This window comes from Streptococcus parasanguinis, from assembly GCF_047463195.1.
GTDB classification, from domain to species: domain Bacteria; phylum Bacillota; class Bacilli; order Lactobacillales; family Streptococcaceae; genus Streptococcus; species Streptococcus parasanguinis_R.
Window position 1 is genome coordinate 43065 of sequence record NZ_JASHEI010000007.1, and the last position, 23361, is coordinate 66425.

The following is a 23361-nucleotide window of genomic DNA, read 5'->3' on the forward strand; positions in this document are numbered from 1 at the left end:
ATTTTTTTAATTATTTTTTCACAATTTTGTTAAAGAATTGCTTTTACAGCAATAGAATTGATAAAACTTTCACAAACTACAAAAAATTCTTTGTGAAAGTTGCTTGGAAGTGTTTACAAAAATCTCAAAATAGAGTACAATTATATTGTGAAATAATTAACAAATCGAAATTTCTTACACTATTCTTGAAAATTTCCGAAAACGTGAAAAAGTTCTAGAAAAGGATAAGGGTTTCAAACATTGGAGGAAAGCATCAAATGGCTGATAAAAAAACTCTCTCACCTGAAGAAAAGAAACTCGCTGCTGAAAAACACGTAGACGAGTTGGTGCAAAAAGCGCTCGTAGCGCTTGAAGAAATGCGCAAATTGAATCAGGAACAAGTAGACTACATCGTTGCAAAAGCATCTGTAGCTGCTCTTGACGCACACGGTGAGCTTGCTCTTCATGCCTATGAAGAAACTGGTCGTGGAGTCTTCGAAGACAAGGCGACGAAGAACTTGTTCGCTTGTGAGCACGTTGTAAACAACATGCGTCACACCAAGACAGTTGGTGTCATTTCAGAAGATGACGTCACTGGTTTGACTCTTATTGCTGAGCCAGTCGGAGTTGTCTGCGGGATCACTCCTACAACAAACCCAACTTCAACAGCAATCTTTAAAGCCTTGATTTCATTGAAGACACGGAACCCTATCGTCTTTGCCTTCCACCCATCTGCTCAAGAATCATCTGCTCATGCAGCACAAATCGTACGCGATGCAGCAATTGCAGCTGGAGCACCTGAGAACTGTGTGCAATGGATTACCCAACCTTCTATGGAAGCAACGAGTGCCCTGATGAACCACGAGGGAGTTGCTACGATCCTCGCGACCGGTGGGAACGCCATGGTGAAAGCAGCTTATTCTTGTGGAAAACCAGCTCTTGGGGTTGGTGCCGGAAACGTACCTGCTTATGTTGAAAAATCAGCTAACATCCGCCAAGCAGCACACGATATCGTCATGTCTAAATCATTTGACAATGGTATGGTCTGTGCGTCTGAACAAGCGGTCATCATCGATAAAGAAATCTACGATGAGTTTGTTGAAGAATTCAAATCTTACCACACTTACTTTGTTAACAAAAAAGAAAAAGCCCTTCTTGAAGAGTTCTGCTTCGGCGTAAAAGCCAACAGCAAGAACTGCGCGGGTGCGAAATTGAATGCGGACATCGTTGGGAAACCAGCAGCATGGATCGCTGAACAAGCTGGCTTCACTGTACCAGAAGGAACCAATATCCTTGCGGCAGAATGTAAAGAAGTTGGTGAAAAAGAACCGTTGACTCGTGAAAAATTGTCACCAGTCATCGCTGTTTTGAAATCTGAAAGCCGTGAAGACGGAATTAACAAAGCTCGCCAAATGGTTGAATTCAACGGTCTTGGTCACTCAGCAGCCATCCATACTGCTGATGAAGAATTGACCAAAGAATTTGGTAAAGCAGTTAAAGCTATTCGTGTGATCTGCAACTCTCCTTCGACTTTCGGTGGTATCGGGGATGTTTACAATGCCTTCTTGCCATCATTAACACTTGGATGTGGTTCTTACGGACGCAACTCTGTTGGGGACAACGTTAGTGCCATCAACCTCTTGAATATCAAAAAAGTCGGACGCCGGAGAAATAACATGCAATGGATGAAACTTCCTTCAAAAACATACTTTGAACGTGATTCAATTGAATACCTACAAAAATGTCGTGACGTTGAACGTGTCATGATCGTTACAGACCACGCTATGGTAGAGCTTGGTTTCCTTGATCGTATCATCGAACAGCTTGACCTTCGTCGCAATAAGGTAGTTTACCAAATCTTTGCAGACGTTGAACCAGATCCAGATATCACAACTGTTGAACGTGGTACCGAGATCATGCGTGCCTTCAAACCAGATACTATCGTCGCTCTCGGTGGTGGATCACCAATGGATGCGGCCAAAGTTATGTGGCTCTTCTATGAACAACCAGAAGTGGACTTCCGTGACCTTGTACAAAAATTCATGGATATCCGTAAACGTGCCTTCAAGTTCCCATTGCTTGGTAAGAAGACGAAATTCATCGCCATCCCAACAACTTCCGGTACAGGATCTGAAGTAACACCATTTGCCGTTATCTCTGATAAAGCCAACAACCGTAAATACCCAATCGCAGACTACTCATTGACTCCAACAGTTGCCATCGTAGACCCTGCCTTGGTATTGACAGTTCCTGGATCTGTTGCAGCAGACACTGGTATGGACGTCTTGACGCACGCGACTGAAGCTTACGTATCACAAATGGCAAGCGACTACACTGATGGTCTTGCTCTTCAAGCCATCAAACTTGTCTTCGAAAACTTGGAAAGCTCAGTCAAGAATGCGGACTTCCATTCACGCGAAAAGATGCACAATGCGTCAACGATCGCAGGTATGGCCTTCGCCAATGCCTTCCTTGGTATTTCTCACTCAATGGCCCACAAGATCGGTGCGCAATTCCACACCATCCACGGACGGACCAATGCGATCTTGCTTCCATACGTTATCCGCTACAACGGTACACGCCCAGCCAAGACAGCTACATGGCCTAAGTACAACTACTACCGTGCAGATGAAAAATACCAAGATATCGCTCGTATGCTAGGACTTCCATGCTCTACTCCAGAAGAAGCCGTTGAAGCTTACGCAAAAGCTGTATACGAACTCGGTGAACGCTGTGGTATCGAAATGAACTTCAAAGCACAAGGAATCGATGAAAAAGAATGGAAGAAACATTCTCGTGAATTGGCCTTCCTTGCTTACGAAGATCAATGTTCACCAGCTAACCCACGTCTTCCAATGGTAGACCATATGCAAGAAATCATCGAAGATGCATACTATGGTTACAAAGAACGTCCAGGACGTCGTAAATAAGAAGCCGACGAACAACTGATGTTTATCAGCTATCCCTCACTCGTAAGAGTGGGGGATTTTTGCTATTTGGGTCCAAAACTCGTTTTTTCATAAAAAATTAGACTTTTTTTCAGAAATTGTGTTATTTTTATAGCATTCCGAGCTATTTTATGTTACCCTATAGTGTGTGAATCTGCCTGTAGCTGAAGGGTTATGGTCCTTTTTCAGTTATAGGAAACGAAAAAATAAATCCAAGAAAGGAGGCCATCTCAAATGGAGTTAGAAGGTGACGTGCAAGGAAGACAAGATCAGGCACAGAAAATTATTGAAATGCCCCAACGAGATCGGGAAACTTCCACTTCAGAAAATCAGCCATCATCTGCTTCAGTGGTCTCCATGTATGGGCAGGAAAAGCCAAGCATTTCTAGCCTCCATCAGCAACTAGCGAGCGCGTCTGGAACCCAGACCATTCAATTGCGGGAGGAATTGGTGCTGGCGGTAGCGCAGAATGCTTCAGCGCAAGCAACTGCCTTTGAGGCAGAGGTCAAGGATAAGCTGGAAGAGGCCAAGGAGACGGTTTCTCATAAGGTCGCTGAGGTGTCACAAATGGCCCACAGCATGGCCCAATTTTTAACAGACGCAGAAGTGGAGCAACTATTAGGAGAGTTCTCCATGGATGCTTGTTGGGACCAAGCGGTAGAGGCGGAGAACCTCGCCCAAGCAAAGGCCTATTCCACTCGCTTGTCAGATTTGGCAGGTCAGCTGGAGGCTGCATCAGCTCAATTGGTGGACTTGGACAAGGGACAAGCGACGGCCTTTGATTTTTCATAAGTAGGAGAAAAAGATGTTAGAGATCCTGGGAGAGGACAGAGAACGAATTGAGGAGCTCCATCGAGAGATTAAAAAGGAGCAAGAGCGGATTGCGATCAGAAGTTTGATTGCAACGCAGAAAGCCTTGATGATGTTGGAAGGGATGAGTTTGCAGGTAACCTTGGGCGGTCAATCCGAAAAGATGCGCTCTTTTGCTACAACGACCCTAGTTAGTGATTTGAAAGATGGATTTACAGGAGGAGCAGCGGACGCGGTAGAAACAGCACTGAAAGCAGTGAAGAAGCCGATTTTATTGAGTCCGATTAAAGGAGGTATGTGATGTACCATTCAGGAAATAGTGAATTAGAACAACTAGAAGATCGACATTACCGCTTCAATCAAAAGCTCAGTGAGTTGGAGTGGGATTATGCGGATATGCGTATGGATGTCCGCCAACATACAGAAAATTTAGTGGACTGGCTGAGTGCCTTGCATTTTCAAGCGCCAAGTGCGGAGGCCCAAAGTGGCTTGGAGCGTTTATTTGCCTTGCAAGAAGAGTTTGAGGCAGAACTCAAGCGCTATGAAGAGCGTTTAGAAGAAGAGCGTGAGCGCGAGCAGCAAGAGTACTATAAGCAGCGCCAACAATTAGAACAAGGTGATTGAAACATTCCTCTGGTATAGATAAGGGGAATGTTTTTGTTTGCTCAAAAAACTTTTAAAAATGTGCTCATAAATTCTTGCAAGCGATTACTTAGTATGTTATAATATTCACAAAGAAACGAAAATAAAATGGTTTTATCAAACCAACAAAAGAGGAGTCGCTTATGAAAGCTGCAACTTATGTATCTGCAGGCAATCTGCAACTGCTGGATCAAGCTCACCACCCACCACTTCAAACTCTCAGAAGTCGAAAAGGCCTATGATGTCTTTAAACATGCGGGTGAAAACCATGCACTCAAGGTCATTATCGAAAATGATATCAATGAATGAATTGGCAACTAATATTTGTTCATAGTTTTTTTAGACGGACCAGAGATATTCTGGTCCTATTTTCAGTCCCAAATAGCCGATAATTCCTTGCAAAAAAAATTCCTTGTCTTATAATATAAGTGTAGAAAACGAATACATTAAGAGAAAGGTGTAATCTTATGAAACGGTTTTGTTATCATCGTGAATTCTGGATGGACTTCCATTTCTGGATCTTGGTCTTGCTTATAGTAGCTGTGGTTATGACGATGCAGGCTTCGCTTTCGGTAGTGAGCCTAGCTTATCTTGCTTTTGTTGGGATTCTGATTCTTCTGCAGGTCTTTCAACCGTCTGTATCGACACGGCAGTACCCAGAAGGTAGCTACCATTTCAATTGGACCTTCTATCGCGATACTAGACTGTATATCAATCTCTTTTTATTAGCAGGTCTCTTGGCAGGCCCAATTACTTCATCGGATATGGTCTATTGGATCTTGCTTGGAGCCGTCGTCGGCTCTATCGGCTTTGTATTTGTTGTAAAGGAAAAAGCGACTCAAAAGATGGCTTAGGAAATCAACATGTCCTAGATCTCTGAAACTAGTTTCAGAGATCTTTTTATTTTTCCCTAAAATGTGAAACTATAATCCAATTGCATGATTAATATTGTAAGCGCTTTAAAAATAGATTATAATCAATTTACAAGTACTCGAGTTGCCTTATTATCAAAGGAGAAGGAGTTATGTCAAAGATTACAAAAGATGAACTGATTGAACAAATCAAAGACGGCATCATTGTTTCTTGTCAAGCTCTCCCTCATGAACCGCTCTATACAGAAGCAGGAGGAGTCATTCCTCTCTTGGTCAAAGCGGCTGAACAGGGTGGAGCTGTCGGAATCCGAGCCAATAGTGTCCGGGATATAAAGGAAATCAAGGAAGTGACCAAGTTACCAATTATTGGGATTATCAAACGTGATTACCCACCTGAAGAACCCTTTATCACGGCTACTATGAAAGAAGTCGATGAGCTGGCAGCTTTGGATATCGCAGTCATTGCTCTTGATTGTACCAAACGTCCCCGTCATGATGGTCTTTCGATTAGTGACTTTATCCATCAAGTCAAAGAGAAATATCCAGACCAACTCTTGATGGCTGATACCTCTACTCTGGAAGAAGGATTGACAGCAGTCGAAGCGGGAGTAGACTTTGTCGGAACGACCCTTTCGGGCTATACGGACTACAGTCCAAAGGTTGATGGTCCAGATTTTGAACTGATCCATCGTCTCTGCCAAGCAGGAGTAGATGTCATCGCAGAAGGCAAGATCCACTACCCTGATCAAGCCAAGAAAATCCATGATCTCGGGGTTCGCGGCATCGTTGTAGGTGGTGCCATTACTCGACCAAAAGAGATTACAGAGCGCTTCGTCGCAGCCTTAAAATGAGAAAACAAAACAGTAGATTGAAGGAGGAGGAGACCGAATAGAGAGTAGTCGAATCTGAAACATGAACAAGAATAGGCGTCCTCATTGAGGATAACCCCCTGTAAGAGTAATCTTACCGCAATCGTGAGGAGAAATCACATGAAAATGAAAAAAGTATTGTGCTCGTTGGTAGCTGGTGCAGCTCTTCTAGCACTCGCAGCTTGTGGCTCTGGCGGAGGATCAAAATCAGAATCTTCTGGAGGAAATTCTGGTAAAACAGAAATTACCTGGTGGGCATTCCCAGTCTTTACTCAAGAAAAAGCAGAAGATGGTGTCGGAACCTACGAAAAATCAATTATTGCAGCTTTTGAAAAAGCGAATCCAGATATCCACGTGAATTTGGAAACGATTGACTTCAAGTCAGGTCCTGAAAAGATCACAACGGCTATTGAAGCAGGAACTGCTCCGGATGTACTCTTTGATGCACCTGGACGGATCATTCAGTATGGTAAAAATGGAAAATTGGCTGATTTGAACGATCTCTTTACCGAAGATTTTGTCAAAGATGTCAATAATGAAAATATCATCCAAGCCAGCAAGGCAGGCGACACAGCTTACATGTATCCAATTAGTTCAGCACCATTCTACATGGCGATGAATAAGAAGATGCTCAAAGATGCAGGCGTGTTGGATCTTGTCAAAGAAGGCTGGACAACAGACGACTTTGAAAAAGTCTTGAAAGCCTTGAAAGACAAAGGTTATACACCAGGATCACTCTTCAGTAATGGTCAAGGTGGAGACCAAGGAACTCGTGCCTTCATTGCCAACCTTTATGGCGGTTCTGTTACTGATGAAAAAGTAACCAAGTATACAACAGATGATCCAAAATTTGTCAAAGGTTTGGAAAAAGCTTCTAAATGGATCGATGACGGCTTGATGATGAATGGTTCTCAATTCGATGGTGGAGCAGACATCCAAAACTTTGCGAATGGTCAAACTTCATACACTATCTTGTGGGCGCCTTCACAAAACGGTATCCAAGCTAAATTGTTGGATGCAAGTAAGGTTGAAGTAGTAGAAGTGCCATTCCCATCTGACTCAGGCAAGCCAAAATTGGAATACCTTGTCAATGGATTTGCAGTCTTCAACAACAAGGATGAAAAGAAAGTAGCAGCAGCTAAGAAATTTGTTCAATTCATCGCAGACGACAAAGAATGGGGTCCTAAGAACGTTGTTCGTACAGGTGCCTTCCCAGTTCGTAGTTCATTTGGTAAATTGTATGATGACAAACGGATGGAAACCATCAGTACTTGGACTCAATACTACTCACCATACTACAACACAATCGACGGCTTTGCAGAAATGCGTACACTTTGGTTCCCAATGTTGCAATCTGTTTCAAACGGGGATGAAAAAGCAGAACCAGCTTTGAAGACCTTTACTGAAAAAGCAAACGAAACGATCAAGAAAAAATAGATCATCTATGAAACTCAAATGATCCTTTCATAGAAATAAGAAAGCATAGGCCCCCTCGATTTCTTATCTCCATGTGTAGATTGAAAGAGGGGGTCTTCGTGTTTTCGCTCTCCTAATTATCATATGTAGGAAGGGGCAGTGCCATCCGTTCCACATAGGAATCAAGGAAAAAATAGAAAAAGAACATCAGGAGGTGCCTTATTGTGAAGGTAAACAAAATCCGAATGAGGGAGACGCTCGTTTCCTACGCATTCCTAGCACCCATTTTAATTTTCTTTACGGTCTTTGTCCTAGCCCCCATGATCATGGGCTTTGTGACAAGTTTCTTCAACTATTCTATGACATCCTTTAAGTTTGTCGGTTTAGAAAATTATTCCCGCATGTTTGCGGATAAGGTCTTTGTGAAGTCCTTGATCAATACCGTCATCATCGTTATCGGATCCGTTCCGATCGTCGTATTGTTCTCCTTGTTTGTGGCTTCTCAGACCTACCATCAAAATGCGATTGCGCGTTCCTTCTATCGTTTCGTCTTCTTCCTTCCAGTTGTTACAGGGAGTGTAGCGGTAACGGTTGTATGGAAATGGATCTATGATCCACTATCAGGGATTTTGAACTTTGTATTGAAATCTGGACATGTCATCAACCAAAACATTTCTTGGTTGGGGGACAAGCACTGGGCTTTGATGGCCATCATTATCATCTTGTTGACCACCTCTGTTGGTCAACCGATCATCCTCTACATCGCAGCTATGGGAAATATTGATAATTCTCTCGTAGAAGCAGCGCGTGTGGATGGTGCGACAGAATTTCAAGTTTTCTGGAAGATCAAATGGCCAAGCTTGTTGCCAACAACCTTGTACATTGCCATCATTACGACCATTAACTCTTTCCAATGTTTCGCCTTGATCCAATTGTTGACATCCGGTGGTCCTAACTACTCAACGAGTACCCTTATGTACTACCTCTATGAAAAAGCCTTTAAACTATCTGAATATGGTTATGCCAACACCATGGGCGTCTTCCTTGCGGTGATGATTGCCATTATCAGTTTTGCGCAATTCAAGATCCTCGGAAACGACGTAGAATACTAAAGAAAGGAGCCTCAGATGAAACCAACACAAAAGAAACCCATCACTGCCTTTACAGTGATTTCAACGATCATTTTGCTCCTTTTGACAGTCTTGTTCATTTTCCCATTTTATTGGATTTTGACAGGGGCCTTTAAGTCTCAACCAGATACCATTATGATCCCACCTCAATGGTGGCCAAAGACACCAACCATGGAAAACTTTCAACAGTTGATGGTACAAAACCCAGCCCTACAATGGTTGTGGAATAGTGTCTTCATCTCCCTTGCAACCATGCTTTTGGTGTGTATGACCTCTTCCTTGGCAGGTTATGTCTTGGCTAAGAAACGCTTCTATGGGCAACGAATTCTCTTTGCTATCTTCATTGCAGCCATGGCCCTTCCGAAACAAGTTGTCTTAGTTCCATTGGTACGGATTATCAACTTTATGGGGATTCATGATACCCTTGCAGCGGTTATTCTACCATTGGTTGGATGGCCATTCGGGGTTTTCTTGATGAAGCAATTTAGTGAAAACATCCCAACAGAACTCTTAGAATCTGCTAAGATCGATGGTTGTGGAGAGTTGCGGACTTTCTGGAGCGTTGCCTTCCCAATTGTCAAGCCGGGATTTGCAGCCCTTGCCATCTTTACCTTTATCAACACCTGGAACGACTACTTTATGCAATTGGTAATGCTGACCTCTCGGCATAACTTAACCATTTCTTTAGGGGTAGCAACTATGCAGGCCGAAATGGCCACCAACTATGGCTTGATCATGGCTGGGGCAGCCCTAGCTGCAGTGCCAATCGTTACGGTCTTCCTCGTGTTCCAAAAATCCTTTACACAAGGGATTACCATGGGAGCGGTCAAAGGATAAGTCCTCTGCTTGGACAAACGATAGTTGTGTACAGATCGGTTTTCTAGGCTGAGAAGTATCGAAAGGATGAGAATATGATATTTGATGATTTAAAAAACATCACCTTTTACAAAGGAATCCACCCCAATCTGGATCAGGCGATTGACTTTCTCTATGAGCATCGGAAGGATTCTTTTGAATTGGGGAAATACGATATTGATGGGGATAAGGTCTTTCTCGTCGTTCAAGAAAATACCCTCAACAAAGCAGAAAATGATCGCTTTGAACACCACAAAAGATATGCCGATTTGCATCTATTAGTAGAAGGGCATGAGTTTTCGAGTTATGGATCTCGTGTGACAGGTGAGGCTATCGCATTTGATGAAGCATCGGACATCGGTTTTGTCCATTGCCAGGAGTCTTATCCGCTTCATCTAGGCTATCATAATTTTGCGATTTTCTTTCCAGGGGAGCCTCACCAGCCCAATGGCTATGCAGGGCAAGAAGATATCGTGAAAAAATATCTATTTAAAATTGCGATCGATTGATCACATTAGAAAGGAGTGCCTATGTCATCTAAGGGGGCAGGATTGATCAAAACCGTTTTTAACACGGACAATGTAGTGATGCGTATCAGTGAGAAGGTCCTCGACTTGGTAACTGTTAATCTTTTATTTGTGCTAAGTTGTTTACCAGTTCTCACGATTGGAATTGCGAAAATTAGTTTGTATCAGACCTTATTTGCCATTAAGCACCAGCGTCGTGTTCCGGTGATTCGTAGTTATGCGAAGGCTTTTCGGGACAATTGGAAAATAGGCTTGCAACTAGGAAGTTTAGAACTGATTGTTGCAGGTATTTGTCTCTTTGATTTATTCTTATTTTGGGGGCAAACTTCCCTAGCTTTCCAAGCTTTGAAAACCATTTGTTTAGGCCTCTTTCTCTTTCTTGTGTTGATCTTATTGGCTGCTTATCCGATTGCGGCTCGCTACCAGTTGGATTGGAAAGAGTGTTTGCAAAAAGCCATGATTGTGTCAGGCTTGCATTTTCCTTGGTTCTTTGTCATGGGAAGTGCTCTCTTGCTTCTATGTATGGTTCTTGCAAGCTCGGTTTTAGCTTTCCTATTGGGGCTTATGATCTTTTTCTTGTTCGGCTTTTCAAGCTTGGCTTTTGCACAAGTTGGATTAATGGAAAAGATTTTTGCCCAGTACCAAGAATAAAATGAATTCATTAGTGACAAAAGGAGAAAAAATGTCAGATTTAAAAAAATATGAAGGAGTCATCCCCGCTTTTTACGCCTGCTATGATGACCAAGGAGAAATTAGCCCGGAGCGGGTACGTGCGCTGGTAGAATATTTTATCGCGAAAGGTGTGCAGGGCTTGTATGTCAACGGATCCTCTGGCGAATGTATCTACCAGAGCGTGGCCGATCGCAAGCTGATTCTAGAAGAAGTGATGGCAGTAGCTAAAGGGAAATTGACCATCATTGCTCACGTAGCCTGCAACAACACCAAGGATAGCGTGGAATTGGCACGACATGCAGAAGAACTAGGAGTGGATGCCATTGCGGCCATTCCACCGATCTATTTCCGCTTGCCAGAATACAGTGTGGCCCACTACTGGAATGAAATCAGTGCAGCCGCACCCCATACAGACTTTGTCATCTACAATATCCCGCAATTGGCTGGGGTTGCTTTGACACCGAGCCTTTACAAGGAAATGTTGAAAAACCCACGGGTGATTGGGGTCAAGAATTCTTCGATGCCTGTTCAGGACATTCAAACCTTTGCTTCTTTAGGAGGCGACGACCACATCGTCTTTAATGGTCCGGATGAACAATTCTTAGGTGGCCGTCTCATGGGAGCGCATGCTGGGATCGGTGGCACCTATGGTGCGATGCCAGAACTTTTCTTGAAGCTCAATCAGCTGATTGCTGAGAAAGACTTGGAGACTGCGCGTGCCCTGCAGTTTGCCATCAATGACATTATTGGAGTCTTGACATCTGCTCATGGCAATATGTATGCGGTCATCAAAGCGGTTTTGCGCATTAATGAAGGTTTGGACTTGGGATCTGTTCGCTCCCCTTTGACGCCAGTAGTAAAAGCGGATCAAGAAGTGATTCAACGTGCTGCTCAACTCATTCAGGACACAAAAGCCAGATTCCTTTAATCAAAGGAGGTCTAGATGAATCCATATGTTGTAATTGATATCGGAGGGACCAGTATCAAGTATGGTCTAGCCGATGCAAAAGGGCAACTCCTAGAGACCCATGAAATGCCAACGGAGGCTCAAAAAGGAGGACCTCACATTCTTAACACAACAAAGGAAATCGTAGCCCGTTATTTGAAGAAGCATCCCTTGGCAGGGGTGGCGATTTCTTCGGCCGGAATGGTAGATCCTGATAAGGGAGAAATCTTTTATGCCGGCCCACAAATTCCCAACTATGCAGGCACCCAATTCAAAAAGGAAATCGAAGAGACCTTTCAGATCCCTTGCGAGATTGAAAATGATGTCAACTGTGCCGGTCTCGCAGAGGTCACCACAGGCCATGCAAAAGGATCGAACAATGCTGTTTGTCTGACGATTGGGACAGGGATCGGCGGTTGCCTCTTGCTCGATGGTCAGGTCTTTCATGGCTTTAGCAATTCAGCCTGTGAGGTTGGCTATCTTCATTTGCCAGATGGTGCCTTTCAGGATCTAGCTTCAACGACGGCTTTGGTCGAGTATGTGGCAGAACATCACGGTGATCCTGTGGAACAGTGGAATGGCCGCCGGATCTTTAAGCAGGCAACAGAAGGAGATAAGATCTGTATGGCTGGAATTGATCGAATGGTGACCTACCTTGGCAAAGGACTGGCCAATATCGTTTATGTGGTCAATCCAGAGGTCATCGTTCTTGGAGGGGGGATTATGGCCCAGGAAGCCATCCTCAAGCCAAAAATCTATCAAGCCCTGTGTGCCGAACTGGTTCCTAGCCTAGCAGATAAGATCCGTTTGGAATTTGCCCACCATCAAAACGCTGCGGGTATGTTGGGGGCCTACTACCACTTTAGACAAAAACATGAAACATAAAACAAGTCGCGCTGGCGACTTGTTTTTGATTCATCAAAAAAAGCATGAAAGATGAAGAAAACCAGATCTTTCATGCTTTTTAAATAGGGAGACCATATTAAGATTTTCGAGAACGTTGACTAGAAAGTTTTTTGTTTTCCCAGTAGCTATTAAAGACAATTTCCTTTTGTTCTCGGCTTTTATTAAGGAAATGAGCATAGATCAAATCGACCACAATGAGGAGTGGTAAAATAGCAGAAATTCGATCGATATAGGTACTACTAGGAAGAGGTGCGGCCGGTAACACTTCTGTGAATCCTTGGTGGATGGCAGCCGGGTTAGCCGTCACAAGAACCGTTTTAGCCCCTTTTTCTTTGGCGTCCAGGAGACTGTCTGTAATGGAGTTGGTGCCTCCTGACAATGAGAAACCGATGACTAAACAAGAGGAATCGAGAATGCTGGTCGTCCAAGCAAAGCCATCTTGATCAGTCAGGGCTTCACAAACGACGCCCAGTCGCATAAAGCGCAATTTCATTTCTCGAGCGACTAAACCGGAACTACCGATCCCGAAGAAATAGACTCGGTCTACTTGACCGATTAGTTCAGCTACCCGATCTAATTGGGAATCTTTTACCAGACTTTCAGTGACGTTACTGATATGGTGGTAGCGTTGCAAGACGCTGAGAGTGAGTTCGTCATGCACTTGCACCTGTTTTTGATTTTTGGTTTCTTCGTTAAAATGATAGACAAACTCCCGATAGCCGGAAAAACCACATTTTTGAGAGAAACGCGTTAAAGCTGCCTTTGAAACATGGAGTAACTCCGTTACACGAGAAGAGGACAGGGAGTGCTGTCGTGCTTCGGATGATAAAAAATATTGGGCAATGTCGCGTTCCATATCTGTTAACTCAGCTTCATGGCTGGCGATAATGGCGCGTAAATCTTGGTCTTGTTTCACAGCAATCCTCCTTTCTCACGAGATGAAATAACAGGATACTCCTATAATATATTACACATTATAACATGGGTAACCGCTTTATTCAAGTAAAAGAAATCAAGAAATACTGAAACTAGGAACAGGATAGGAGAAAAGAAGAGAACGCTTCCAATCCTGGCAGTAGTGGCTTGTTGGTTATCCACAATTTTCTGAAAATTTCCGGTTGGGCCTGAACAAACGATATGAATTGTGGTATAATTTAAGATAATTGTACTGTTGTTGGAAGAACAATGGTTGAATAAGGAGGTGTGACGATGTCGAATGCAACACTCGAGATGATGCAAGAGATCGAGCAAGCTGCTCAGGGCGTGATCGTAGGCTATGAAGCTCAAGTTGAACAAATCCGAACGGATTCGCGCGATCGACTTGCAACAGTGGCACAGCATTACGATGAGGAAACCAAGCAATTGGTCACAGAGGCAGAAAAAAACGCCCAGGAAAGACTCGTCCGTTTAACGAAAGATCTGGAAGAAACGGTTGCGCGCAATGATGCCAGGGTACAAGAGGCGATGACCGATAAACGAGCTGGGCTAGTTGAAGCCATTGTAGAAAAGGTGGTAGCAAGCTATGGCCGTTAGTCAGATGCAAAAACTGTCCCTCATCTTGCCCAAAGATGACTTGGACAGTCTCCTACTAGCGCTACAGTCTGAGGCAAAAATCCAGATTTATGACCTCAGTGAGCATGAAGAATGGCAGGCTGCCTTTGAGGCAAATACCTTGTCTCAACCCTTGACAGAGGACAATCGTCAAGCTTTGGTAGAGCTGCAAAAACGTCAAGAACAAGTTGAAAAAATGATTCAGACTCTGGAGCCTTATATGCCTGAGAAAAAGGCCCTGCAAGCCCTGAAGGAAGAACCCTTAAGCTTGTCTTTTGATGACTTGCAGGCCCATGGGATGATTCGAGATGAGGATCTCCTATTGACCAAGTTGAAACGCCAATTGCGCGTGTTAGACAAGGCTTGTCAGAAGATTGCGGATGCAAAGGGAGAGATAGAGCGCTTAGAAAAATGGCGACCGTTAGAGGTGACGCCAGCTGCTCTCGCTAATTTTCACTATGTGCATGGCTTGATCGGGACCATTCCCAATAGCGATACAGACGCTGTTCGTTCTTCCTTAAAAGCTCATCCTGAGCTGGAGTTAGAAGAAGTCTTTACATCTGAAACCGAACACGGCTATGTCATCTTGTATCGTTCAGGAGATCGTGTAGCTGTTCAGGAGCTTCTAGAAGACCATGGATTCAAAGAATTGGACTATGAAGAAGAGCAGGTCCCGGCCGCCTACTTGGATCGCCTAGAAGGGGAAATCAAAGAGCAAGAAGCTGTAGTTGCAGCAACCCTAGCCGAGTTACAAAACTCCCAGAAGGAGCTGGACCAGCTCAAGTACCAGATGGATTACTTGCTGAGTTCGGGAGCTCGGGAGGAAGCCAAGTCGCTTCTTGCCAGCACGCAAAGCTTGGTAGCTCTAGAGGGGTGGATTGAAACCTCCCAAGTGGCCTCATTACGAGACTTCTTGAAAGAAGGTTTTGGTTCTCGGGTCTTACTAGAGACACGCGATGTGACGGAAAAAGATTGGGATGACGTTCCGATCCAGTTGCGAAATAATGCCTTGGTAGAGCCCTTTGAATTAGTCACAGAGATGTACGCCCTGCCTAAGTATTACGAGAAAGATCCGACACCAATCGTTTCTCTCTTCTACTTTGTTTTCTTTGGCATGATGGTCGCAGATATCGGTTATGGACTGTTGCTAACCTTGGCGACAGGCTTTGCCCTTAAAGCCTTCAAGCTCAAGCCTGGTACAGCCAAGAACCTTCGTTTCTTCAGTCTCCTCGGAATTTCAGTTGCCCTTTGGGGTGTGGTCTATGGCTCTTTCTTTGGATTTGAGATGCCTTTCGCCCTGATCAGTACGACCAGCAACGCCATGACCATCCTGATCCTCTCAGTGGTCTTTGGTTTTATCACCGTCTTAGTGGGCCTCTTCCTAGGAGGAATGAAAAATGTTCGCCTCAAAGACTACACCGAAGCCTATAATGCTGGCTTTGCTTGGGTCTTGATCCTACTTGGCTTAATGCTTCTAGCAGTAGGCAATATCTTGCCAGGGATGAGCGTTCTAGTTCCGATTGGCAAGTGGCTGGCTATTTTGAATGCCATTGGGATCTTGATTGTTTCCATTGTCAGTGCCAAGAAGCTGTCCGGTTTAGCTTCTGGTCTCTTTAACCTCTACAATGTTAGTGGCTATATCGGAGACTTGGTCAGCTTTACCCGTTTGATGGCCTTGGGCTTGTCTGGAGCTAGTATCGGTTCAGCCTTTAACCTCATTGTCAATCTCTTCCCACCGCTTGGACGGTTTACGGTAGGGCTTCTGCTCTTTATCGTCTTACATGCCATTAATATGTTCCTGTCCTTCTTGTCAGGATATGTGCATGGAGCCCGTCTGATCTTTGTCGAGTTCTTCGGTAAGTTCTACGAAGGAGGAGGTAAGCCATTTCGTCCTCTCAAACCTTCTGAACGCTATATTAAAACAAAAAAATAAGTATTATCTTTAATAAATAGGAGTATATTCATGGAATCTTTAGCATCATATTTTTCAGCCCATGGGGGCGCCTTCTTTGCAGCATTTGGTGTGGCGATTGCCGTTGCACTCAGTGGGATGGGATCTGCCCTTGGGGTTGGTAAAACGGGTCAAGCAGCAGCAGCGCTCTTGAAAGAACAACCTGAAAAATTCGCCCAAGCCTTGATTTTGCAATTGTTGCCAGGTACACAAGGTTTGTACGGTTTCGTTATCGGGATCTTGATCTGGTTGCAAATTAAGCCAGATATGCCACTTGAAACAGGGGTTGCTTACTTCTTTACAGCTCTTCCAGTTGCGATCGTTGGTTATTTCTCAGCCAAACACCAAGGAAATGTTGCGACAGCAGGGATGCAAATCTTGGCCAAACGCCCTGAAGACATGATGAAAGGGGTTATCCTTGCGGCCATGGTTGAAACCTACGCCATCTTGGCCTTCGTTGTGTCCTTCCTATTGACCCTACGCGTCGGCTAAGAGCTAGCTTTGATGGATTCGCCTCGCGAGGCGAAAAACACAAGACGCATGCAATAGGAGAAAAAACGATATGGATGAACAAACCCAATTAAAGGATTCGATCTTGGCCCAAGCCCACGAAAAAGGGCGTAAACTCTTAGAAGAGGCCAAGGAAACCATCCTAAAAGAGGAGACTGCACAAGAAGAGCGTTTGATTCAAGATAAACTCAATCAACGCTCCGAGCAGCTCAAGCGGATTCAACGTCAATTGCAACGTGAAACCCAACAAATCGAAAATAAAAAACGCCAATCAACCCTTGTCACCAAGCAACGAGTCTTAAAGGATCTCTTTGCAGATGCTTATGAAGCGATGGCGGCTTGGCCCCTTGAAAAGGAAATGCAGTTTGTGGATGCAGTCTTAGATCGCTATCAGGGACAAGTTGTGACCCTGACCTTCGGGGCGGTGAGCGCTGCTAAATTTGATTCAGCAGCTCTCGAGAGATTGAAGCAGACGCATCAGAATGTGACAGTTGCAGATGCGACGATCCCAGCTCAAGCAGGCTTTGTCTTGTCAGTTGGGAAGATTGATGACAACTATCTCTACCGTGATTTGGTGGATTCCATTTGGGAGCAAGAAAGCTACCAGATGGCAGCCAGCATTTTCACAGATGAAGAGAACTAGGAGGTTGCAATGAGCGAACGGACCTATTCTCAAGTCAATACAGGAATCAGCGTACGTGAGGCTAGTTTTGTCAGTCCCAGTCAGTTCGAGCAGTTGCTTGCAAGTCCCTCCAGTGAGAGTCGAGAAGGCTTGTTGCAAGGGACGCCTTATGCTTTAGACAGCCACGAGATCAAGGATTTATCAGCCCTTGAAGCCCGCCTGATGGCAGCCTTGTTGGCAGAATACCAATGGGCTTTTGAGGTAAGCCCTCAGTCAGATTTGGTTAGCCTGTTTACCTTGAAATACACCTATCACAATCTCAAGGTTTATCTAAAACACAAGGCGACAGAGCGCAAGTTGGGGCACTTATTGATCCCTATCGGTCCTTATTCTCTCGATGTGCTCGAGCATTTGGTGGCGACCTTTTCTGCAGAGCATTGTCCGGCCTTTATGGCGGAAGAAGTGGCTGCAACCTGGCAAGAATTCCAAGACTATCAGGACTTGCGGGTTCTCGAAATCGGGATGGATTTAGCTTATTTTAAACACCTGAGATACTTAGGGGACAGTCTAGATCATCCGATTCTGAAGCAGTTGGTGGACGTGACCATTGACTTTTACAATGCGATTACAGTTAAGCGGGCCTTGGATCAGCAAAAACCGCATAGCTTTATGCACCAATTGCTCTCAGATGAAGGAAGCCTCAGTGCCCATCAGGTGATCGACCTGTTAGAATCCGGTCAGTGGTTGACCTGGTTTTATCAAGTCAATCCGCTGGAGTACGATCTCGCCTTAGAGACTTATGAAGAAAAGATGCGCACCGGTCAACTAAAGACCGTAGAGTTGGAGTATTTAGAGAGTTTGGTGAAATTCAGTCTTCTAGACGCTGGCCGTTTTGAAGTCGATGGACCACTCCCTCTTGTTCGTTATCTTTACGGAAAAGAGTTAGAGGTGACCAACCTTCGTTTGGTCCTCTCTGGTTTGGACAATGGTTTTCCGTTAGCAGAAATCAAAGAAAGGATGAGACCGATTTATGGACAAACAGACCTATAAGATCGCCGTTGTGGGCAATCGGGACGCCATCCTTCCTTTTCGCCTGATTGGCTTTCAAACCTATCCGGTCACAGAGCCACAAGAAGCGATCAATACCTTGCGAAAACTCAGTCGGGAAAACTTCGGGATTATCTACCTAACAGAGGATATTGCTCAAGCCATTCCAGATACAGTAGCTTTTTACGACCAGCAGCTGACGCCGGCTCTGATTCTTATCCCAACCCATAGAGGGACTACAGGACTGGGCCAACAGCGGATTCGTGATAATGTCGAAAAAGCAGTAGGACAGGATATTTTATGAGAACAAATGAATTTGGCCAAGCGATTGGCGATGCACTGCCGGATTTTACACCAGGGCGCTTGCCAGCTATTGAGCGGATCGAAGGTCGCTATACCGTGATCGAGCGCCTCTCAAAAGAAAAACATGGAGCAGATCTTTATCAGGTCTACGGGCCGAACTCTCCAGCAGCGATGTGGACCTTTCTGTTCAAAGGCCCTGCCCGCAATGAAGAGGAGTGGGACCACCTATTAGATGATCTCATGACAGCCCAAGGTCGCTTTTACTATGCGATTGTAGACAAAGATTCAGGCAAGGCTTTAGGGACTTTCTCTCTCATGCGGATCGATCAAGCCAACCGGGTGATCGAAGTCGGAGCAGTGACCTACTCACCAGCGCTCCAAAAGACACGCATGGCCACGGAAGCCCAGTATCTCTTAGCACGCTACGTGTTTGAAGATTTAGGCTACCGCCGCTATGAGTGGAAATGCGATGCCTTAAACCAAGCATCTCGCAAAGCAGCTGAGCGCTTAGGGTTCACCTATGAAGGCTGTTTCCGTCAGGCTGTTGTTTATAAAGGTCGTACCCGTGATACAGACTGGTTGTCCATCATTGACCAAGAATGGCCAGCTATCAAACAGCGCTTCGAAACCTGGTTGGATCCAAGCAATTTCGATGCCAATGGCCAACAAAAGCAAGCTCTAAGAGAGATAGCGCAAAAGTAAAACAAAGAAACAAAGGATTCCCAGGAGGAATACATGACTCAAGGAAAAATTATTAAAGTTTCCGGTCCCTTGGTGGTCGCATCAGGGATGCAGGAGGCCAATATCCAAGACATTTGCCGGGTTGGCGATCTTGGTTTGATTGGCGAAATTATTGAGATGCGGCGGGACGAAGCCTCTATCCAAGTATATGAAGAAACGTCTGGAGTTGGTCCAGGTGAACCAGTGGTCACAACCGGAGCCCCCCTTTCTGTTGAATTGGGACCAGGCTTGATCTCTCAGATGTTTGACGGGATCCAACGCCCCTTGGAACGCTTCCAAGAAGTGACTGCCAGTGACTTTTTGGTTCGTGGGGTGCAAGTTCCAAATCTAGATCGGGACACCAAATGGACCTTCGAACCAAGCGTGGCAGAAGGAACAGAGGTAGTTGCGGGAGACATCGTCGGTACGGTCCAGGAGACCAATATGGTGGAACACCGCATCATGGTACCCTTTGGTGTCAGTGGACGTGTGACCAAGATCGCAGCAGGTTCTTACACAGTGGAAGAGCCTGTTTATGAGATCGAGCAGGCTGATGGCAGTCTCTTTACTGGTACTTTGATGCAAAAATGGCCAGTTCGTCGAGGCCGTCCCTTTGCACAAAAACTGATTCCAGTAGAGCCTTTGGTCACCGGTCAACGGGTCATCGATACCTTTTTCCCTGTGACTAAAGGTGGAGCTGCAGCTGTTCCTGGTCCTTTCGGAGCTGGGAAAACAGTTGTGCAACACCAGGTGGCCAAGTTTGCCAATGTAGACATCGTAATTTACGTGGGTTGTGGGGAACGTGGAAATGAAATGACGGACGTTCTGAATGAATTTCCAGAATTGATCGATCCAACGACCGGTCAATCCATTATGCAACGGACCGTTCTGATCGCCAACACTTCGAACATGCCGGTAGCTGCGCGGGAAGCTTCCATCTACACAGGGATTACCATTGCCGAATACTTCCGTGATATGGGCTATTCCGTTGCTATCATGGCGGACTCTACTTCGCGCTGGGCAGAAGCTCTCCGTGAAATGTCTGGTCGTCTAGAAGAAATGCCAGGGGATGAAGGCTACCCAGCCTACCTTGGTAGTCGGATTGCCGAATACTACGAACGTGCAGGTCGGGTTAAGACACTTGGAACCACTGCGCGTGAAGGTTCGATTACCGCTATCGGTGCCGTTTCCCCTCCAGGTGGAGATATTTCAGAGCCGGTAACGCAAAATACCTTGCGGATTGTTAAGGTCTTCTGGGGCTTAGATGCTCAATTGGCCCAACGCCGCCACTTTCCAGCCATCAACTGGTTGAGTTCTTATTCTCTTTACCAAGATGAAGTTGGTCGCTATATCGATTTACATGAACAAATCAGCTGGTCTGAAAAAGTGACCCGTGCTATGAATTTGCTTCAAAAGGAAAGTGAATTGCAAGAAATCGTCCGCTTGGTTGGTCTAGATTCCTTGTCTGAAAAAGACCGCTTGACCATGAATGCGGCCAAGATGATCCGTGAAGACTACCTGCAACAAAATGCCTTTGATGAGGTCGATACCTATACCTCTTTCAGCAAGCAGGTGGCCTTGTTGACCAACATTTTGACCTTTGATCAAGAAAGTCAAAAAGCACTGGAATTGGGAGCTTACTTCACAGAAATCATGGAAGGAACCGTGGCTCTTCGAGACCGCATTGCCCGGAGCAAGTTCATCCATGAGGACCAGTTGGCAACCATTCAAGCTTTGAAAGAAGAAATCGTAGAAACCCTACACCAAATCGTCGCAAAAGGAGGAGTAGACAATGAGCGTGATTAAAGAATACCGTACTGTCAGCGAAGTTGTTGGTCCCTTGATGATTGTCGATCGGGTCGAAGGGGTTCACTACAATGAACTGGTAGAAATCAAGCTTCATGATGGAACGACCCGTCAGGGACAAGTCCTCGAAGTCCAAGAAGATAAGGCCATGGTCCAGCTCTTTGAAGGATCTAGCGGGATCAATTTGGAAAAAGCCAAGGTCCGCTTTACCGGACGTCCCCTAGAACTTCCTGTGTCTGAAGACATGGTCGGACGCATCTTTAACGGGATGGGGAAACCCATCGATGGCGGTCCAGAGATTATCCCAGAGAAGTACTTGGACATTGATGGACAAGCCATCAACCCTGTTTCGCGGGACTATCCGGATGAATTTATCCAGACAGGGATCTCAGCCATTGACCATTTGAATACCCTAGTTCGGGGCCAAAAACTCCCAGTATTCTCAGGTTCTGGTCTTCCTCACAAGGAGTTGGCGGCTCAGATTGCTCGTCAAGCGACGGTTCTTAATTCGGAAGAAAACTTCGCCGTGGTCTTTGCGGCTATGGGGATTACCTTTGAAGAAGCCGAGTTCTTTATGAACGACCTTCGGGAGACAGGGGCCATTGACCGCTCTGTCCTCTTCATCAACCTAGCCAATGACCCAGCTATCGAACGGATTGCCACGCCTCGGATCGCATTGACAGCCGCAGAATATTTGGCCTATGAAAAAGATATGCACGTCTTGGTTATCATGACGGATATGACCAACTACTGTGAAGCCCTTCGGGAAGTATCTGCTGCCCGCCGGGAAGTTCCAGGTCGTCGGGGCTATCCAGGTTACCTCTATACTAACCTCTCAACCCTCTACGAACGTGCAGGACGCTTGGTTGGAAAGAAAGGATCTGTGACCCAAATTCCGATCCTCTCCATGCCAGAAGATGACATCACCCACCCCATCCCTGACTTGACAGGCTACATCACCGAAGGTCAGATTATCTTGTCCCGTGATCTCTACAATAGTGGTTACCGCCCACCGATCAATGTTCTTCCATCCCTTTCTCGTTTGAAGGACAAGGGTTCTGGTGAAGGCAAGACTCGGGAAGACCATGCGGCGACCATGAACCAGCTCTTTGCGGCCTATGCCCAAGGAAAACAAGCCAAAGAACTGGCTGTAGTGCTTGGGGAGTCTGCCTTGTCAGATACCGACAAGCTCTATGTTAAATTTACGGACCGCTTTGAGCAGGAATACATCAACCAAGGTTTTACCACCAATCGGACGATTGAGGAAAGTTTGGATCTCGGTTGGGAACTCTTATCCATCCTTCCACGAACAGAGCTTAAACGGATCAAGGATGAGATGATTGACAAGTATCTGCCAAACAAAGAGGATTAGCCTATGGCACGATTAAATGTAAAACCAACTCGGATGGAGCTTAATATTCTCAAAGAGCGCCTCAAGACAGCAACCCGAGGGCACAAGTTGCTCAAGGATAAGCGGGATGAACTCATGCGCCGTTTTATTGAAGCTGTGCGTGAGAATAATCGTCTGCGCCAAAAGGTGGAGGCAGCGCTGGTGGGCAATATGCAAGATTTCGTGATGGCCAAGTCCTTAGAGAGTGACCTCATGGTAGAAGAAATCTTTGCTGTTCCCACTCGAGAAGTGATGCTCCATATCGAGGAAGAAAATGTCATGAGTGTGCGCGTGCCCAAGCTCCATGCCCGTATCGATAATCCATACGGAGAGGATGAAGGGGACGTGGTTTATAGCTACCTCGCCTCCAACAGTCAAATGGATAGCACCATTCAAGAAATGGGGGACCTCCTCCCAGATTTGCTCAAGTTAGCGGAAATCGAAAAAAGCTGCCAACTCATGGCAGATGAAATCGAGAAAACCCGCCGTCGAGTGAACGGACTGGAGTATGCGACTATCCCAGACCTCAAAGAGACCATCTACTATATCGAAATGAAACTCGAAGAAGCCGAACGCGCCAACCTCGTCAGAATCATGAAGGTAAAATAAGATGCATCAAGATACAAAGCCGTAAAAAGCTGTGTTCAATTACTTGAAAAATACAAGAACCTCATCGAGGAACCGCTCCTAGATGAGGTTCTTTTGCGCCCTCGAACTCTTCTTCCACCACCCTCTTTTTATGTTACTAGTTTGTAACAATGTGACAAGAAAGACGAAATGTTACAAGAAAAATACAGTTTTGTTAAATAGCCAAAAAGGCCTTTTATTATTTTTAAATTGTGATAAGATAGTATAGTAGTTAATTTGTCCAAGAAAATCTTGAACAAAA

Annotated in this window: 24 protein-coding genes and 1 pseudogene; 24 read left to right on the forward strand and 1 reads right to left on the reverse strand. The window is 45.2% G+C overall.

Translation table 11 applies throughout. The annotated features are described in order from the left end of the window. Positions 1–257: 257 nt before the first annotated feature. The 14 genes and pseudogenes from adhE to QM870_RS07265 all read left to right on the forward strand — a co-directional run bounded on the left by adhE (position 258) and on the right by QM870_RS07265 (position 12551). On the forward strand, positions 258–2909 hold the full coding sequence (adhE, locus tag QM870_RS07200; protein WP_272144879.1) for a bifunctional acetaldehyde-CoA/alcohol dehydrogenase: 2652 nt from the start codon (positions 258–260) through the stop codon (positions 2907–2909). Between the two features lie 252 nt (positions 2910–3161). Beyond that, a complete protein-coding gene (locus QM870_RS07205) occupies positions 3162–3719 on the forward strand; it encodes a hypothetical protein (protein ID WP_070594671.1) in 558 nt (185 codons plus the stop codon). A gap of 13 nt (positions 3720–3732) precedes the next feature. Then, positions 3733–4038, forward strand: coding sequence for a hypothetical protein (locus tag QM870_RS07210; RefSeq protein WP_049472664.1), 306 nt, complete (start codon positions 3733–3735; stop codon positions 4036–4038). After that, the gene (locus QM870_RS07215; protein ID WP_003009394.1) at positions 4038–4361 is read left to right on the forward strand and encodes a hypothetical protein; all 324 of its coding nucleotides are present in this window, start codon (positions 4038–4040) and stop codon (positions 4359–4361) included. The genes QM870_RS07210 and QM870_RS07215 overlap by 1 nt, the downstream gene beginning before the upstream one ends. Before the next feature lie 210 nt (positions 4362–4571). Further along, positions 4572–4688 (forward strand): annotated as a pseudogene (locus QM870_RS07220) (alcohol dehydrogenase); the annotation flags it as partial. 158 nt (positions 4689–4846) lie between these two features. Continuing rightward, entirely contained in the window at positions 4847–5233 is a 387-nt protein-coding gene (locus QM870_RS07225; protein WP_414369197.1) for an ABC transporter permease, read from the forward strand. Between the two features lie 170 nt (positions 5234–5403). Beyond that, on the forward strand, positions 5404–6102 hold the full coding sequence (locus tag QM870_RS07230) for an N-acetylmannosamine-6-phosphate 2-epimerase (protein WP_070586622.1): 699 nt from the start codon (positions 5404–5406) through the stop codon (positions 6100–6102). Positions 6103–6240: 138 nt separating this feature from the next. Next, the gene (locus QM870_RS07235) at positions 6241–7557 is read left to right on the forward strand and encodes an extracellular solute-binding protein (protein ID WP_414369199.1); all 1317 of its coding nucleotides are present in this window, start codon (positions 6241–6243) and stop codon (positions 7555–7557) included. A gap of 203 nt (positions 7558–7760) precedes the next feature. After that, positions 7761–8648 carry a carbohydrate ABC transporter permease gene (locus tag QM870_RS07240; RefSeq protein WP_003009412.1) on the forward strand — a complete coding sequence of 296 codons (888 nt, stop codon included), beginning with the start codon at positions 7761–7763 and terminating at the stop codon, positions 8646–8648. A gap of 15 nt (positions 8649–8663) precedes the next feature. Next, on the forward strand, positions 8664–9503 hold the full coding sequence (locus QM870_RS07245) for a carbohydrate ABC transporter permease (RefSeq protein WP_414369202.1): 840 nt from the start codon (positions 8664–8666) through the stop codon (positions 9501–9503). Positions 9504–9577: 74 nt separating this feature from the next. Continuing rightward, a complete protein-coding gene (locus QM870_RS07250) occupies positions 9578–10030 on the forward strand; it encodes a NanQ anomerase/TabA/YiaL family protein (RefSeq protein ID WP_031572775.1) in 453 nt (150 codons plus the stop codon). A 21-nt stretch (positions 10031–10051) separates the two neighbouring features. Further along, the gene (locus tag QM870_RS07255) at positions 10052–10699 is read left to right on the forward strand and encodes a YesL family protein (RefSeq protein WP_031572772.1); all 648 of its coding nucleotides are present in this window, start codon (positions 10052–10054) and stop codon (positions 10697–10699) included. A gap of 31 nt (positions 10700–10730) precedes the next feature. After that, a complete protein-coding gene (locus QM870_RS07260) occupies positions 10731–11648 on the forward strand; it encodes a dihydrodipicolinate synthase family protein (protein WP_414369205.1) in 918 nt (305 codons plus the stop codon). 15 nt (positions 11649–11663) lie between these two features. Next, the gene (locus QM870_RS07265) at positions 11664–12551 is read left to right on the forward strand and encodes an ROK family protein (protein WP_003009424.1); all 888 of its coding nucleotides are present in this window, start codon (positions 11664–11666) and stop codon (positions 12549–12551) included. A 97-nt stretch (positions 12552–12648) separates the two neighbouring features. On the opposite strand, the gene QM870_RS07270 is transcribed toward QM870_RS07265, so the two are convergent. Continuing rightward, positions 12649–13488 (reverse strand): MurR/RpiR family transcriptional regulator, encoded by an 840-nt coding sequence (locus QM870_RS07270; protein ID WP_070666687.1) that lies wholly within the window; start codon positions 13486–13488, stop codon positions 12649–12651. Between the two features lie 293 nt (positions 13489–13781). Here QM870_RS07270 and QM870_RS07275 point away from each other — a divergent pair, with 293 nt between their 5' ends. The 10 genes from QM870_RS07275 to QM870_RS07320 all read left to right on the forward strand — a co-directional run bounded on the left by QM870_RS07275 (position 13782) and on the right by QM870_RS07320 (position 23081). Then, positions 13782–14105, forward strand: coding sequence for a hypothetical protein (locus tag QM870_RS07275; RefSeq protein ID WP_024055125.1), 324 nt, complete (start codon positions 13782–13784; stop codon positions 14103–14105). Then, positions 14095–16056 (forward strand): V-type ATP synthase subunit I, encoded by a 1962-nt coding sequence (locus QM870_RS07280; protein WP_414369207.1) that lies wholly within the window; start codon positions 14095–14097, stop codon positions 16054–16056. The genes QM870_RS07275 and QM870_RS07280 overlap by 11 nt, the downstream gene beginning before the upstream one ends. A 30-nt stretch (positions 16057–16086) precedes the next feature. Next, positions 16087–16566: a V-type ATP synthase subunit K gene (locus QM870_RS07285; protein ID WP_003009435.1), complete on the forward strand. Its 480-nt coding sequence runs from the start codon at positions 16087–16089 to the stop codon at positions 16564–16566. A gap of 70 nt (positions 16567–16636) precedes the next feature. After that, the gene (locus QM870_RS07290) at positions 16637–17227 is read left to right on the forward strand and encodes a hypothetical protein (RefSeq protein WP_414369209.1); all 591 of its coding nucleotides are present in this window, start codon (positions 16637–16639) and stop codon (positions 17225–17227) included. A 9-nt stretch (positions 17228–17236) separates the two neighbouring features. Beyond that, positions 17237–18256 carry a V-type ATPase subunit gene (locus tag QM870_RS07295; RefSeq protein WP_414346532.1) on the forward strand — a complete coding sequence of 340 codons (1020 nt, stop codon included), beginning with the start codon at positions 17237–17239 and terminating at the stop codon, positions 18254–18256. Continuing rightward, the gene (locus QM870_RS07300) at positions 18237–18557 is read left to right on the forward strand and encodes a V-type ATP synthase subunit F (protein WP_003009443.1); all 321 of its coding nucleotides are present in this window, start codon (positions 18237–18239) and stop codon (positions 18555–18557) included. The genes QM870_RS07295 and QM870_RS07300 overlap by 20 nt, the downstream gene beginning before the upstream one ends. Beyond that, positions 18554–19258 carry a GNAT family N-acetyltransferase gene (locus QM870_RS07305; RefSeq protein ID WP_414369212.1) on the forward strand — a complete coding sequence of 235 codons (705 nt, stop codon included), beginning with the start codon at positions 18554–18556 and terminating at the stop codon, positions 19256–19258. The genes QM870_RS07300 and QM870_RS07305 overlap by 4 nt, the downstream gene beginning before the upstream one ends. A gap of 33 nt (positions 19259–19291) precedes the next feature. After that, a complete protein-coding gene (locus tag QM870_RS07310) occupies positions 19292–21082 on the forward strand; it encodes a V-type ATP synthase subunit A (protein WP_414369214.1) in 1791 nt (596 codons plus the stop codon). After that, positions 21069–22454, forward strand: coding sequence for a V-type ATP synthase subunit B (locus QM870_RS07315; protein WP_414369216.1), 1386 nt, complete (start codon positions 21069–21071; stop codon positions 22452–22454). Before QM870_RS07310 ends, QM870_RS07315 begins: the two co-directional genes overlap by 14 nt. Before the next feature lie 3 nt (positions 22455–22457). Next, the gene (locus QM870_RS07320) at positions 22458–23081 is read left to right on the forward strand and encodes a V-type ATP synthase subunit D (protein ID WP_003009455.1); all 624 of its coding nucleotides are present in this window, start codon (positions 22458–22460) and stop codon (positions 23079–23081) included. Positions 23082–23361: the final 280 nt, after the last annotated feature.